Origin of the sequence: Bifidobacterium sp. UTCIF-39 (assembly GCF_006408715.1) — a bacterium.
In the GTDB taxonomy this organism is placed as follows: domain Bacteria; phylum Actinomycetota; class Actinomycetes; order Actinomycetales; family Bifidobacteriaceae; genus Galliscardovia; species Galliscardovia tissieri.
The window spans coordinates 37,108-52,984 of record NZ_JEOG01000017.1 but is presented as its reverse complement, the minus strand read 5'-3'; the positions used below and the strand labels follow the sequence as shown (position 1 = coordinate 52,984).

Below are 15,877 nucleotides of genomic sequence, written 5' to 3'. Positions count from 1 at the left end.
CTGTGATACGGACATGATGCTTCCTCCCCTACCGGCAAAACCGCGCTTGAATATACCCATTTCGACAGTATTTCGCATCGGCGTTGTTATAGGAATTGATTATCGGATGCGCACAATCGTAGGTCGTTCCAATTCATCGCGCACTCAGCGAATCGGTATTCGAAGAGTGTGCGGCACATGACCTAGATCTGCTCATCATCCTGATTCCGCACCCGTGCCGCGACCTTGGCGATGGCCTCGTCGTAGCCCGTGAGCGCGGCGAACGGCATGAACTGGGCCGCGCGGTTGTGCATCGACATGTGCGGGTGACGCGACGACTGGTGATGCGGCAGGTCGATGATGTCATCGTAGCGATGGGTTTCGGCGAATGTCATGCCGCATGGCCTCCGATCTGACTATTGCGCAGACGACCGGTGGCCCCTTCTTCGAGGTTCATGGCCTTGATCACGGCGTTCTTGCCGAATTTGCGTTTGATATCCAGCAATGATTGCTGGATGATGCGCTCGCGATCCTCGTCGGCTCCGGAACCTGTGTCTGCGGGTCCGGTGATTCCAGAGGCCTTAGCGGTCCTGGCGCTCGTGACGATCACGCGTTTGTCGGCGGCACCGCGGTCGACGGCATTGCGGTCGACGGCATTGCGGTCGACGGCATTGCGCGTATTTTCCACCGACGTATTAGCAGCTTGTGCGCGCTCGTCATCCTCGTCCCCCATGGCCGAGAACAGGTTCGGCTGTTCGTATCGGCGGTTTGCCGGCAGAGGCTCTCCGGTCCGATGCAGTCGTTCGACGACCACGGTGATGCGACGTATGGCGAGGTTCGGGTCCACGATCCGCTCGAAGATGTCGGTCATGGCGGCGATGATCCGGCGAGTGGACGACGTGTATCCGCCGAGATCAGCGGAACCATGCACGGGTTTGGGAACGGTTCTGCCGTATCGGTCGATTTTGGTGGGCCCACCGTCGATTGCGCGCTCTGCCGATTGCACTGGCAGTGACGACTGTGCCGACTGTGTCGACCGCTTCGGAGCCACGCCGCTGACGTCGTACCCGATCGCCAATGTCACGCGGTCGGTTTCCAATCCCTTGCCCACCATCTCAAGCACGAGCAGATCAGTCATCTCCTTGACCACCAGTCGCGCATGCGCGTAATCGTACGGCTGTTGCAGCACCTGACCGGAACTCAGACTGGTGTCGGCCGGCTTATATGCCTTGATGTCGGCGATGGTGCATGGTTCCCATCCCCATGCGTGGTCGATGAGCAGTTCCGCGTTCACGCCGAAGAGCCGGTAGAGCAGGTCCTCGTTGTAGTAGTCGGATGCGCGGCCAAGCGAACATCGGGCGATGTCGCCCATGGTGTTGAGCCCGTGTGCTTCGAGTTTGCGCGCGTATCCGCGGCCTACTCGCCAGAAGTCGGTGAGCGGCATGTGCGACCAGAGCAGTCGTCGGTATGAGTGCTCGTCGAGTTCGGCCACGCGCACGCCGTCCCGGTCGGCGGGCATGTGTTTGGCGACGATGTCCATGGCGACCTTGGCAAGGTACAGGTTGGTGCCGATGCCCGCGGTGGCGGTGATGCCGGTCTGGGCGAGGATGTCGCGCACGATGGTCATGGCCAGCTGGTGCGCGGTCATACCGGCGGCGCGCAGATAGCGGGTGGCGTCGATGAACACCTCGTCGATCGAATAGACGTGGATGTCCTCGGCCGCCGCGTATTGGAGATAGATGCCGTAGATCTTGGCACTGCAGTCAAGATAGTGGGCCATGCGCGGTTTGGCGGCGATGTATCCGGCGGCAAGATTCGGGTTCGCGGCGAGTTCGTTGGCGTTGACCGATTCGCCGACCAGTCGTTTTCCCGGTGCCTGAAGACGACGATCCGCGTTGATCTGCCGCATTTTCTGCACAACCTCGAACAGTCGGGCACGACCGGGCAGCCCGTATGCCTTGAGCGACGGCGACACCGCCAGACAGATCGTCTTCTCGGTGCGCGACACGTCCGCCACCACCAGATTCGTGGTCAGTGGATCCAGTTTCCGCGCCACACACTCGACCGACGCATAAAACGACTTGAGATCAATGGCAATGTAGGTGCGATGTGCGTTCCTTGTCGTCTCACGTGTCGTTTCGCCGATCATCACACCTCCGTCATTCAAACATCTGTTCGATTATAACATTGACGAGATTTCTGCTATCCTCACTGATAGCCTGCTTTGATGATTAAAGCTGGGAATTAGCATTCACCCCTCTTGATAGACTTGACGTCATACATCCAACCAACCAACCGGTGCTGGGAATTAGCATTCACCCCTCTTGATAGACTTGTGAACTGTTGAAACACCTAAGCCCCAACGCTGGGAATTAGCATTCACCCCTCTTGATAGACTTGATATGACGTTGGATGTCGCGTTGAGAATGCTGGGAATTAGCATTCACCCCTCTTGATAGACTTGGGCGTGTGGCTGACGCGTTCGACGATTTGCTGGGAATTAGCATTCACCCCTCTTGATAGACTTGCTATCACCTTACACGTCTCGATATCGAGGCTGGGAATTAGCATTCACCCCTCTTGATAGACTTGGAAGATCGATAGGGGGATGCGCGCGAGGGCTGGGAATTAGCATTCACCCCTCTTGATAGACTTGCTTCCGGGGGTTGCGCCTTTTCTTTTGCGCTGGGAATTAGCATTCACCCCTCTTGATAGACTTGCCAACGTTCTGCGCAAACTCGTCGATCTGCTGGGAATTAGCATTCACCCCTCTTGATAGACTTGTATACAGGTTTTGAGGTTCTAGGTCTACGCTGGGAATTAGCATTCACCCCTCTTGATAGACTTGCACCGTGACAGCGGTCGTCGCCGTCTTCGCTGGGAATTAGCATTCACCCCTCTTGATAGACTTGGCATTTACGCGACTGACAGATGATATCCGCTGGGAATTAGCATTCACCCCTCTTGATAGACTTGAGGTGTGCGTGTACGGACGGTACCTGTAGCTGGGAATTAGCATTCACCCCTCTTGATAGACTTGCATCCCGCCGGCCGTCTGGCGCAGCAGGGCTGGGAATTAGCATTCACCCCTCTTGATAGACTTGACAGGAAACCGCCCACATCCGCCTGCCGGCTGGGAATTAGCATTCACCCCTCTTGATAGACTTGCCGACGGCCAGCGTGAACGGCGTCACCCGCTGGGAATTAGCATTCACCCCTCTTGATAGACTTGGGGCCTCATTCTCTACGACATAGGTACGGCTGGGAATTAGCATTCACCCCTCTTGATAGACTTGACATGCGGCAAACCGAAGAACCGCAATAGCTGGGAATTAGCATTCACCCCTCTTGATAGACTTGCCAGCCGTGAGGACGTGCTGCGCGATGCGCTGGGAATTAGCATTCACCCCTCTTGATAGACTTGATAGCCAGTCAAGAGGGGCTATTTTTCAAGGTTTTCAGGGGATCCTACGCTCAAAAAAGCGTGAAGACATCAGGCGTTTCCTCAGACTCATCCCTCTGCATACTGGAAAATCGCAAAGCTGACGACCACTGATGATCACTGATGTGCAGAATGCGGACCATACCTTTAGACGGCAGATTCTCCTTAATGGCACGGACCGTTGCACGGTTACCTGCTTGAGTCGGAGTGTATCGAGCATACACGGAGAACTGCACCATGCAGTATCCCATGTCCAACAACAGATTACGGAAGTCAGCCGCAACTTTTCGCTGACGTTTTGTCTTCACAGGAAGATCAAACATGACCAAGCACCACATGCCACCACTATCCTCATCCGTCTTCATGGCACACCCACATACTCAGGTACCGGCAATCGATCGATCTTCTTTTCGCAGTACAGACCAAATTGTTGGGAGAAGTCATTCAAGGAACTCGGTATGGTCAAACCACTGCCATTGAACTGCTGATTCACCGAATCAACCAGGTACTTCTTCACGGCTCTATCTTCAAGCGAATCAGTAGCGGAAAGCTGCGCAACGGCATAATCGATAGCGGGACGGTATACCTCGAGCAAATCATCCGCTAGACAGAAATAGTTTCCTCTGCCACGATGATTCACTCCAATCGAGGGAATCAAACCTGCTGAAATAACTGCTTTGACTGTGAACCCGCGCAAGACCATGTATGCGTAATCCAGTTGTGCGTTCCTTCCGCTTCCCTTGCCAGGTACTCGGGAAAATGAAGTATCTTTCGGAAACACACGTTTCCAATACTCACGAGCTGCCTGTCCCTCGCAGTTCGAAGGATCACCGGAACGCACGGCAGCTGCAATTCCGCGGATAACGCCGCCTCCATCAATGTCCAGAGCGTCCAGGCACGCCGCTTGTCCCCGAATTTTCGCCTGTACGATACGCGCCCACGCGTTCTTCTTCCTCGGCACCGACATGCCCACCTGAGCAAGCTGACGTTGCGTAACGGTCGTCGGCAAATCGGTCCACGCGTGAAGTGCCGCATCGGGCACTCCACGCCAGTCGCACAGCATGACGGACACGCCGAATCGTGCCATCTCATGCAACACTGATGCCGAACACGACACACGAAGCCCCAGCAGAACGACAGCAGTCTGAGCCAGTGGGATATCTGCCACATCGTCTTCGCCATCCTTGCGTATCCGCATATTGCCACGAACATACGAGATACGGCCTTCAAGATCGGTGCAATCGATCACTCGCCACTGGCTCTGCATGATTACCTCATTTCAACGTCGTCAATTCCATGACCAAGAAGTCGGCAGACCCGAGGATGACGACCATCGCGGCTCACCGAATGCGTTACGGCGAATGATGCGTGGATGATACTGACCAATCGGCCCTACCGAGGGGAGCCAACCCTTATCCAATATTTTGATGACAGCCTGAGGAATTTTCAGATTCCTTACATCAGACAGCTTCTCCAAGCCCTCTGAAGAAATCATTCTCGGCCGCAGTCTTAGAACTGTTGAAGAAAAGAAACCATCCAAAACCCATCGGGTATAGGATAATTCCTCTGTCAGGGAGTCCAATTCACTGAAGAATCGAATAAATTCATCAATCTGTCCGTTCGTAGACGTATTCGAGAAGTCCACTTCGATCTCGTCGCCGACGACCAGATATCCCAGATACTCCGCTCGGCCTTCCTGTACGGCTTTCACAGTCCTCGGTTCTCCATACCGCATAGAGATCGTCTGAGGAGGAAGAGTCACAGAGAACAGGTCCTCATGCCGAGAGCGCATCAGATCAGTCTGGAATACTCGAATCATGCCGAAGAAGTACTTTCGAACACCCTTCGCGTTCGTCGTCCAGCATTTATATACGCGCGCGTGATGAATGGTGGAACCGATGTCAGCGGATCCGCCTTGCACGGCGATCTGAGCCGCATTAGACGCAAAAAATCCAACACAGTCATCAGCTTCTAACCGTTCACCATTGACTACAATGTGACGCGCATCATCAGTAGGGAGCCCCTTCTTCGAGTCATAGTCCGGCAACCTCGTAAGAGCACAGTACAGTGCCGGTGTAGATGCGCGACGAATCAAATCCGCCTCCATAGCATCTCCCAAACGCACCCTCAGCAGCTTGTGAATGGTGGCATCATGGGCGATGGAATTGCCAAGAGAGTACCGCTGCCATTGAACGACTGGAATACGGTCATCATCCAAGGCATCGTTCATAAGAAGCAGCAGTCGCTCCATGGATTCCAGCCAACGATGATACACACCGTAACCGCTATCCGATGGTCCCGGATAATCCTTCCAATGAACTTCACCCGGTCTCACTCCCGTAAGGAATTGAGCCGATCGCATAGAGTCTCGCTCCACCAGAGTCTGGGCCACAGAGTGACACATCATCGCAATGACTGCGGCGTCAACCGCATGATGACGACGGTCCAACCGCGTTTTTGCATGAGCACCAATAAAGTGGATTCTTCCCTCGATACCACTGGCCCTACGTGCGAGCGCCGTAACCTTTCCCTGAAAGACGCGAACCTGAACCTTCGCTGGTATGACTTCACCGAAAGAATTCACATTCTGATAACTTGCTGCATTGAAGTACCAATCAATACGACGATGCAGCTCATCCGCCATCCAAGCCACCGACTCGATCGAACGATTGTCGATCGGGGGATCCGCTTCGGTCTGTTCCAACCGTCCTTTGACGCCCTGCTTGAATGCGCGCTGCTCGCGGGGGTTATCAGATCTGGGATCAAAAAGGAACATGTCAACACGGTGCTTTGCGTCAGTCAAACTCACTCCCCTACTGCGCGCTGCAGAGGTCCGCGCCCACACCGCAAAGGGGATGTTTGACTTCAACCGGTTGCATTCTGCGCAGACAGCGGCCAGATTCGTTCTGGTATTCGTGGATCCCGCACCCTTACGCGGAACAATATGGTCCATCTCACAGGTACGGAAAGTGATTCCCGCACCGCAATACAGGCACTGCCCGTTTTGCCGTTGCACGGTTTCCAACCGTCGAAGGTCAGAGTTTCTTACGCTTTCAAGATTCTCGCCTTTACGGAGTTGTCCTTCAAGGTCCTGCCGATATCCGAACCGCTTCTCATTCTGCCGCTCATAATCGCGTTTGTCCTTCCGAGCCGATGCAACGGACCCAAGAGCATTCCTGACGTGCTCGATCTGCACCGATTCAGGGTCGCCCCATCGCTGCTGACAGTTGACGATATACCGATTCACGATCTTTAACACACGATCCACGGCCGGATTGCCGAGAGGCGTACCAATCGGATCAGTTGGTGGACGCCAATTGTCGGATACTCCGAACATCGCTTTTCGCGCTTCATGCAGGTCATCATCCGTGTTCAGCATGCGTTCGGTAAGTTTCACCAACGTGTCTTCCGAATATGCGGCCCGACCAGCCGGAAGGTCAATGGAGTCCAGACGGGTCAGACCATCGTCATCAAGCTCATCGATGAATTCAATGGCCTCAGCATAATCAAGATCGTCGCGAACTCGGTCGACGTCTACCGTATTGGTGAGCAACCGAATCATAGCTTCCCGAGCGGCTTCAGGCGCATTGTTCCACCAACGCAACAACGGTTTGCGAATCTTCGCATCAGCATCGTATATCCGCTGGATGGAGGTCAGACGTGGAGGACGCGTGGCAATACGCTCGTCACCATCCTCCGTCAACTTGCCCACTCCGCGGATTTGCGATCGTTTCATCCCTAGAAGATCAGCCACATCAGCCCATGTAATGTCATCCTTTGAAGGCGAGCATAGGTTATCAAATACCGTTTTCTTCTCGCTCACCGTCAGAGGTCGTTCAGCGCCATGCTCCACGACTCGTAGATTGGTGATGACATTAATGATGCGATACCGCTGGAATACCAGAGACGCCTTCAACGCACGTGGTTTGCCTGGAGCCAGTGGATCGCGGCCGACACGGGATTCAGCCGAACCGCGCGGCGATATCACGTGGAATACTTCGCGGAATAGTGGAAGCCATTCGTCTCGAGGAACTCGTTGCACCGCAAAAATACGTTTCAGCTCATTCGCATTGTCTTCTTGCATCAGACGAACCGGCAACAGGCCTTCCACGGCTACCTTTTCTGCCGAGTTCACCTTGGTCCGCAACCGCGGAGCCTCCGCGAATCCGTTAGCAAGAACCAAGCACACTGCCTGAGCAGGAGTGCAATCCTCAGGCAGAGGCTCTCCCGCTCTCTCCTCGGCACGGCGGAACAGCTCTTCGCATTGTTCTGAATACGGATTATCCACAAGCAGAGAATCAACTCGCTTGTATGAGTTCCGCCAGCCACGGTGACGAGCCATATGACGAATCGCAATAGAAAGGTCCTCCTTGCGTATCTCGTCATCGTCAATGAAACGTGTCGCCAGATTGCTACGAACATGCCACTCTTCAAACGGGCCAGTCAATGACTCTGGATCGATGATGGGGTAACCCGCAGCCTCAAGTAGCGTGTCGATCTTTTTCAACCTCGCACGACGACGTCGCTTCATTCTGCGCGCACGTCGAGCAACACCCGATTGTGCTTTGCGGGTGATCGCTTCCTTGTTCTTCTCCGGATCAACACCACCGTCATGAATGACACTCTGCATATTCAGAATACGAACCGGCATGCCTTCGTCATCGACCTGAATTGCTGCCAAGCCTACTGAGTTGAGTCCGACATCAATGCCCAATTTGTATGGTTGTTTAATCATCTATAGCCTCCTCGCTGATTTCATTATGCACGATAGGGGCTGAAAAACAAAACAGGGCAGGTCTTTCGACCTGCCCCTGCAGAAATCTGCTTAGCATTCAAAGCGGCTAACGAGTCCGCTCTTACTGAGAATTAGCTTTTTCAATATAACTCACGGGAACGAAATGACACTCGGAGAACGGAACAGTTGATCATGAGAAACGAGCAGACGAAAGTTCGTCGTACGAAACGTCAGCGATTCCTCTCCTTTTCGACGGAATCATAGATCAGCACGTCGCCGTAGGAGTCTCTACCGGTCGGGGTCTGACCGAGCTTGGGATCGCGGTTGAATGAGATCAGCAGGCAACGGCGACCGTCAGCGTCCTCCGATGAATCCGGCAACGGCACCACCAATGGCCACACACTTCTGCCGTCCGGCTCCTGATCGAGATGCAGGAATCCGATCCTGCGCAGACCGTCATCCGGATCCATCGCAACGAATCGTCCGCTGTCGCCCAGCCCGGCGAAGACGTATCTCCGTCCGTCGACCGTTTGCAGGATCGGACCGGTCTGTGCGTCAGACGGACCGGCAATGTCGGTGTATGTTCCATTCCATGTATCGGAGCGGGCAAGGAAGGTCTCGTACTTGTCCAGTTTGAGGTTTCTTCGCACATAGGTCATAAGCCATTCCCCGGTCCGTTGGTCACGGACAATATGCGAATCCTCCTCATTGCCGATGGATCGATAGTGCATTCGCGAGGCTTGAACCTCCATGAACCCGCCATCACGCGGATCACGCGGCAGAGTCCCCTGCCACAGCCCATGATCATCCCCGTGCGAGGTGACTGTGAACAGCCACCCATCTTTGTCACGGTCATACAAAAGACTGGCAGCATGCCACTGACGATCGGTACTACTCAGGTCATGGCCATCGATCGGGTCATCGGGACTCGGGCGAAAAGCCAGAATGGAGACCAGCTTCAGACGGAAAGAACGCAGATCAAGTTCGTACACGCCCTGACAGCTGTCTTCGACACGCATGTAACCGCGAGTGGTCATGGACAGCCAGATGCAGTCACGGTCCACGATTGGCTCTCCGCCGACGGTTTGCAGCACACGAGGATCGGCCTGTCCCGTCCCGCAGGTCAGATACTGACGAACGGCACGAACCGTGGCACGACCGCCGGCGGGGATTCGCACGCCCCCATAGAGACGAAAACGCGAACGCAACGCATTGTCACGGAGATCGAAGATGTCACCAATATCAAGACTGCCGCAATAGTCATGCCCTAGTGTTTCAGACGTCACCGATTCACTGGCACCTTCACCATCCATAACCTCCCGAGACGGGACATGCACGCTTAGACACCGTCCGTTGAGTCTCACTCGCAGCACTTTGGAACGGAGTCCCTCTGGCACCGGAAGATCCCTGGCAATCATGATCGTTCCTCCGCGGGCAATCTCCACATGAATGCCTGTGGCTAAATCACCACAATGACGCTGAATCACGTCAATGCGATCGTTATTCCCACCACGAATTGACACGATCGCATCCACATTCGTGGACGATTCCGCAGTTCCGGCAACATCGACATCGATAACTCCATACGGGCAGACATTCCCCCGTCCCGGCATCCACAGACACACGGCATCGTCAGTCGAAGCGTTGTCGACTTCCACTCCCTCCGGCACCGCACGTAGAGACACACTATCGAGATCGCCGACGACAAGATCGAGCTGATACGGATCCCATTCATCGAGCGGCACGGAGGAATCGAAGTAATGCCTGCGCTTGCTACGCAACGTCCACGTTCTCCGGGTCGTCACATCGTCGGGATTCCTCATATCGTTCATCGCATTCGCCTCGCTCATTTCATGCTCACACAAAGAGGTCGATGACGAGGACGGCGAGGAGGCCGACCACGGAGTTGATCAGCTCCAGCAGACCCCACGTCTTGAAGGTGTCCTTCATCGAAATGCCGAACGTCTCCTTGAACAGCAGGAAACCGCCGTCGTACATCAGCGTGATGGTGTTGGAGCCGCAGGCCACGCAAATCACCATCAGCGCCGGATCGAGTCCGAACTGGGTGACGAGCGGGGCGACCATGCCGGCAGCGGTGATGGCGGCCACGGCACCCTGACCGGTGAGCACACGAATGATTGCGGTGATGATCCATGCGATGATGAACGGCGACACCGGAATCGCGGACACCAGCTGCACGATGTGATCGGCGGCACCGGATTCGATGATGACCTCCTTGATGATGCCGCCGGAGCAGATCACGATCAGCACGTTACCCACCTGGCCAATGGCCTCCTCCATCTTGCCGGTCAGATCGGCGATGGTCTGCCCACGGCTCCGCATCAGCAGGAAGAACGCGGCGAACAGTGCAAGCAGCATGGAGATCTCGGCGGAGCCGATGAACCCGAACACCTTGTATACCGTGGACTTCTCGTCGAAGAACTCCTTGACCACGGACGACGCGATCATCACCACCGCAGGCGTGAGCGGAATGGAGATGGAGGACGCGAACGACGGCAGCTGATCCTCCGGCATGGTCGGAGCCGGTTTGAGCATGGAGTTCAGAGGAATGCTCTTGATGCCGGGAAGGAACTTCGGCAGCAGCAGTCCGGCGCACAGCAACGCCGGGATGATGGCGAGAATGCCGTAGATGTACACCTTGGAGATATCGGCGTCGAACGCGGCGACCAGAGCCACCGGGCCGGGCTGCGGCGGGAACAGCGAATGGCCCATCGTGCAGCCGGTGACGATCGGAATGACCAGCTTCATGTACGGAACCTTGGCCTTCTTGGCCACGGCAAGCACCAGCGGCACGGAGATCAGGAAGGCGACCTCGTAGAACATGGCGATACCGAAGATCACACCGATGAACATCAGTCCCACGGGCAGGAATCTGGTGCCGCATTTTTCGATGACGGTGTCGGCGATGCGCTGGCTGGCACCCGTATCGGTCATGATCTTGCCGATGATGGCACCGAACAGAATGATGATCGCCAGTTTGCCGAAGATGCCGCCCACGCCGGTTTCGACGGCGGTGATGATCTTGTCGATCGGAATGCCCGCCGTCAGAGCGATGAACAGACCCACCAGCAGCAGCGACAGCATGTTGTGCATCTTGAATTTCAGATTCAGGACGACCAGCAGGCATATGCCCACCAGCACCCAGATAAGTTGAATCATCTTCCCAACTCCGTTCAGTCGCGATTCATAGGATCAGCGACATCTTGACTATTGCCCAACCTTGTGCGGCTCAACGGTGACGCCGACAACCTCATCAGCATCTTCGCCGAGCAGACGACACGGCGTCCCTGCTTGCCGTGCCTGTGCACAATTCGCCATTATTGTCGCTGCATCAGCGTCGACATCACCTGTTGCCATGTATTGCTCGACGCAGACCCCCGTAGCGAGTCGCAAGGACGCGTGAACGGCGGAATGTAGCCCTTGCTTGGTAAAGTCTTATGAGCGATAATCCCTTGACTTTTCCACGGAAGGAGCGGTTGCTTGTCCGCCGAACTGGAAGAAATTCATGAAGAATGCGGCGTATTCGGCGTCTGGGGACACCCCGATGCGTCACGCCTCACCTACTTCGGGCTCCACGCCCTGCAACACCGCGGCCAGGAGGGTGCCGGCATCGTCTCCAACGACAACGGACATCTGATCGGCCACCGCGGACTCGGTCTGCTCACTCAGGTATTCGGCGACGAACGCGAGATCGCCCGACTCAAGGGCAACCGCGCCATCGGCCACGTGCGCTACGCCACCGCCGGCTCCGGCTCCACCGACAACATCCAGCCGTTCATCTTCCGCTTCCACGACGGCGACATGGCCCTGTGCCACAACGGCAACCTCACCAACTGCCGCACCCTGCGCCGCAATCTCGAGGATGAAGGCGCGATCTTCCACTCCAACTCCGACACCGAAGTGCTCATGCACCTGATCCGTCGCTCCAACCAGCGTACGTTCATGGACAAGCTCAAGGAATCCCTCAACACGGTGCACGGCGGATTCGCCTATCTGATCATGACCGAGGACGCCATGATCGGCGCGCTCGATCCGAATGGATTCCGTCCCCTGAGCCTCGGCAAGATGAAGAACGGCGCCTACGTGCTCGCCTCCGAAACGTGCGCGCTCGACGTGGTGGGCGCCGAGCTCGTGCGCAACATCCGCCCCGGCGAGATCGTCGTGGTCAACGATCACGGCTACAGGATCGTGCAGTACACGAACAAGACGCAGCTGGCGATCTGTTCCATGGAGTTCATCTACTTCGCCCGCCCCGACTCCGACATCTACGGCGTGAACGTGCATTCCGCACGCAAGCGCATGGGCGCCCGTCTCGCCCAGGAGTCCCCGGTGGATGCGGACATGGTGATCGGCGTGCCGAACTCCTCCCTGTCCGCCGCATCCGGCTACGCGGAAGCCAGCGGACTGCCCAACGAAATGGGTCTGATCAAGAACCAGTACGTGGCACGTACGTTCATCCAGCCCACGCAGGAATTGCGCGAGCAGGGCGTGCGTATGAAGCTGTCCGCCGTGCGCGGCGTGGTCAAAGGCAAGCGCGTCGTCGTGATCGACGATTCGATCGTGCGCGGCACCACGTCGAAGCGCATCGTCCAGCTGCTGCGTGAGGCCGGAGCCGCCGAAGTGCATATGCGCATCAGCTCGCCGCCGCTCAAGTACCCCTGCTTCTACGGCATAGACATCTCCACCACCAAGGAACTCATCGCCGGCAAGAAGAGCGTCGAGGAGATCCGCGAATACATCGGCGCCGACTCGCTGTCGTTCCTGTCGCTCGACGGACTGGTCGAATGCATCGGACTGAACACCGACGCCCCGTACGGCGGTCTGTGCGTCGCCTACTTCAACGGCGACTACCCCACCGCGCTCGACGACTACGAGCAGGACTTCCTCAAGTCGCTCACCGCCGAGGATCGCGTTCGTCTGCCGAAGTTCGCGCTGTACAAGAGCAAGTACATCGGCAACGAGTACTCCTGCCAGCGTGCCGGCGACGTCGAAGATCCCAACGAGACCAGCGCCGTATCAGACGACGAGTAGACAGTCTCAATTCATAAACAATCCAAGTAATCCAGGTAATCCAAGTTTTTCATAACATCGATCCCATCGATAAACCACTATTATCACCCAAGAAAGGTGCATCATGCCCCAAGCGTATGAGAATGCTGGAGTCAGCGTCGAGGCCGGTTACGAGGTAGTCAACCGCATCAAGTCCCATGTGGCCCGCACCATGCGTCCGGGCGCCGGCGGCATCGGCGGCTTCGGCGGTCTGTTCGACCTGTCCTCCCTCGGCTACAAGGAGCCGGTGCTGGTCTCCGGCACCGACGGCGTCGGCACCAAGCTCATGGTCGCCAAGATGGCGAACAAGCACGACACCATCGGCCAGGACTGCGTCGCCATGTGCGTCAACGACATCCTCGCCCAGGGTGCCGAACCGCTGTTCTTCCTCGACTACATCGCCTGCGGCAAGAACGATCCCGAACTGCTCGAGCAGGTCGTCAAAGGCGTGGCCGACGGCTGCGTGCAGGCCGGTGCCGCACTGGTCGGCGGCGAAACCGCCGAAATGCCCGACATGTACGACCCCGACGAGTACGATCTGGCCGGCTTCACCGTCGGCGTGGTCGAGAAGTCCAAGATCATCGACGGCAGCACCATTGCCGAAGGCGACGTCCTCATCGGCCTGCCGTCCTCCGGCATCCACTCCAACGGCTACTCGCTGGTGCGCAAGATCCTGTTCAAGGACCACGACCTGAGCATCGACGCCAAGCTCCCCGAGCTGGAAGGCGAAACCCTCGGCGAGGAGATCCTCAAGCCCACCCGCATCTACGCGAAGGCGCTCAAGCCCCTGTTCGCGGAAGACGATCTGCTGCACGGCGTGGCCCACATCACCGGCGGTGCCTTCATCGAAAAAGTGCCCCGCATCATCCCCGAAGGCCTGGCCGCCGCATTCGACATCACCAGCTGGGACGTGCCGCCGATCTTCCGCCTGCTCCAGCAGCTGGGCGAGATCGACGAGCTGGAAATGTACAACATCTTCAACATGGGCATCGGCATGGTGCTGATCGTCTCCCCCGACAAGGTCGCCGACGTCGAACGCATCCTCGATGCCGAAGGCGAAGTACACCACACCGTGGGCCGCATCGTCAAGGACATCGACGGCACGCGCGTCCAGCTGCACAAGGGTCTGTGAGCCTCGTACCATCCCCACATCGAAATAGCTGAAATAGCGTCGAACACAGTTCGGCCGGCGACCGTTCCTCCGTCGTCGGCCGAACCCATTCCCGCAGAAAGGAACAGAACATGGGACAGAAAGTCCTCGTCATCGGCTCCGGCGCCCGCGAACACACCATCGCCCACACCCTCCTCAAGGGCGACACCGTCAGCGAAGTCTCCTGCGCACCCGGCAACCCCGGCATGCAGTCCGACGGCATCACGATCGTCCAGATCGACGAATCCAACCACGCCGCCCTCATCGAATACGCCAAGCAGAACGCCATCGACTGGGTGTTCGTCGGCCCCGAAGTGCCGCTGATCGAAGGCCTCGTCGACGACTTCGAAGCCGCCGGCATCAAGGCGTTCGGCCCCAACAAGGTCGCCGCCCAGATCGAAGGCTCCAAGACCTTCGCCAAGGAACTCATGGAACGCCACAACGTTCCCACCGCCGCCTACGCCACCTTCGACAACCTCGCCGACGCCCGCGCCTACGTCGCAGCCAAGGGCGCACCCATCGTCGTCAAGGCCGACGGACTCGCCGCCGGCAAGGGCGTCACCGTCGCCATGACCGAAGACGACGCCTACAAGGCCCTCGAAGACATCTTCGTCGATCACCGCTTCGGTGCCGCCGGCGCCTCCGTCGTCATCGAGGAATTCCTCGAAGGCCAGGAATTCTCCCTCATGAGCTTCGTCCGCGGCAAGGAATTCTGGGCCATGCCCATCTCCCAGGACCACAAGCGCGCCTATGACGGCGACAAGGGCCCCAACACCGGCGGCATGGGCGCCTACAGCCCCGTCCCCCAGATCCCCCAGAGCGTCATCGACCAGGCCATCGACACCATCGTCAAGCCCGTCACCTCCGCCATGGTCGACGAAGGAACCCCCTTCAACGGCATCCTCTACGCCGGCCTCATCGCCACCGCCGACGGCCCCAAGGTCATCGAATTCAACGCCCGCTTCGGCGACCCCGAAACCGAAGTCGTCCTCCCCAAGCTCACCTCCGACCTCGGCGCCGGCATCTGGGCCCTCCTCAACGGCGACACCCCCACCTTCACCTGGGATGACCAGCGCGCCACCCTCGGCGTCGTCCTCGCCTCCGACGGCTACCCCGTCAACGTTATCAAGGGCGCCCCTGTCCCCACCATCCCCGTCGACCCCGACTCCCACGTCTACTACGCCGGCGTCAAGCAGGACGGCGACCGCCTCGTCGCCAACTCCGGCCGCGTCCTCCTCGTCGAAACCACCGCCGACACCCTCCAAGCCGCGCAGGACAAGGTCTACAAGATCATTGACGCGCTTGAAACACCGGGGATGTTTTATCGCCACGACATCGGTGCCAAAGCCCTGAAGTGAGATAACGGAGTGTCGTCTACGTTGCAGAACACTCGACGTATTCATATACGCCTTCGCGTTCTGCGCCTTGACGACACACGCGTTATCTCACTTCAGAAACGAGAAAACTGCAGTGTCGCCTGCGTTACGGCAGACTCGACGTA

The 15,877-nt window shown here is 57.3% G+C and carries 10 protein-coding genes and 1 CRISPR repeat array; of the genes, 3 read left to right on the top strand and 7 right to left on the bottom strand.

Features of this window, described 5'->3' with window-relative positions:
* Window positions 1-182 precede the first annotated feature (182 nt).
* From EP30_RS07805 to EP30_RS07775, 7 genes are all read right to left on the bottom strand, one after another.
* On the bottom strand, window positions 183-374 hold the full coding sequence (locus EP30_RS07805) for a hypothetical protein (protein WP_140557595.1): 192 nt from the start codon (window positions 372-374) through the stop codon (window positions 183-185).
* Complete coding sequence (locus EP30_RS07800; RefSeq protein ID WP_140557593.1) at window positions 371-2,128, bottom strand: type VI secretion protein ImpB; 1,758 nt, start codon at window positions 2,126-2,128, stop codon at window positions 371-373. The genes EP30_RS07805 and EP30_RS07800 overlap by 4 nt, the downstream gene beginning before the upstream one ends.
* A gap of 87 nt (window positions 2,129-2,215) precedes the next feature.
* Window positions 2,216-3,403: direct repeats of the CRISPR family, unit length 36 nt; unit sequence GCTGGGAATTAGCATTCACCCCTCTTGATAGACTTG.
* A 50-nt stretch (window positions 3,404-3,453) separates the two neighbouring features.
* Window positions 3,454-3,786 (bottom strand): CRISPR-associated endonuclease Cas2, encoded by a 333-nt coding sequence (gene cas2 / locus EP30_RS07795; protein WP_140557591.1) that lies wholly within the window; start codon window positions 3,784-3,786, stop codon window positions 3,454-3,456.
* Complete coding sequence (gene cas1 / locus EP30_RS07790; protein WP_140557589.1) at window positions 3,783-4,688, bottom strand: type II CRISPR-associated endonuclease Cas1; 906 nt, start codon at window positions 4,686-4,688, stop codon at window positions 3,783-3,785. Before cas1 ends, cas2 begins: the two co-directional genes overlap by 4 nt.
* A gap of 21 nt (window positions 4,689-4,709) precedes the next feature.
* Window positions 4,710-8,156 (bottom strand): type II CRISPR RNA-guided endonuclease Cas9, encoded by a 3,447-nt coding sequence (gene cas9, locus EP30_RS07785; protein WP_140557587.1) that lies wholly within the window; start codon window positions 8,154-8,156, stop codon window positions 4,710-4,712.
* A 230-nt stretch (window positions 8,157-8,386) separates the two neighbouring features.
* A complete protein-coding gene (locus tag EP30_RS07780; protein WP_140557585.1) occupies window positions 8,387-9,442 on the bottom strand; it encodes a hypothetical protein in 1,056 nt (351 codons plus the stop codon).
* A 571-nt stretch (window positions 9,443-10,013) separates the two neighbouring features.
* Window positions 10,014-11,336, bottom strand: coding sequence for a gluconate:H+ symporter (locus EP30_RS07775; RefSeq protein ID WP_094661849.1), 1,323 nt, complete (start codon window positions 11,334-11,336; stop codon window positions 10,014-10,016).
* 321 nt (window positions 11,337-11,657) lie between these two features.
* Between EP30_RS07775 and purF the strand changes: the two genes are divergently transcribed.
* The 3 genes from purF (at window position 11,658) to purD (ending at window position 15,734) form a co-directional block, all read left to right on the top strand.
* Complete coding sequence (gene purF, locus EP30_RS07770) at window positions 11,658-13,208, top strand: amidophosphoribosyltransferase (RefSeq protein WP_140557582.1); 1,551 nt, start codon at window positions 11,658-11,660, stop codon at window positions 13,206-13,208.
* 103 nt (window positions 13,209-13,311) lie between these two features.
* Window positions 13,312-14,358, top strand: a complete 1,047-nt coding sequence (purM, locus tag EP30_RS07765; RefSeq protein ID WP_140557579.1) for a phosphoribosylformylglycinamidine cyclo-ligase — start codon at window positions 13,312-13,314, stop codon at window positions 14,356-14,358.
* Window positions 14,359-14,468: 110 nt separating this feature from the next.
* A complete protein-coding gene (purD, locus tag EP30_RS07760; protein WP_140557576.1) occupies window positions 14,469-15,734 on the top strand; it encodes a phosphoribosylamine--glycine ligase in 1,266 nt (421 codons plus the stop codon).
* Window positions 15,735-15,877 lie beyond the last annotated feature (143 nt).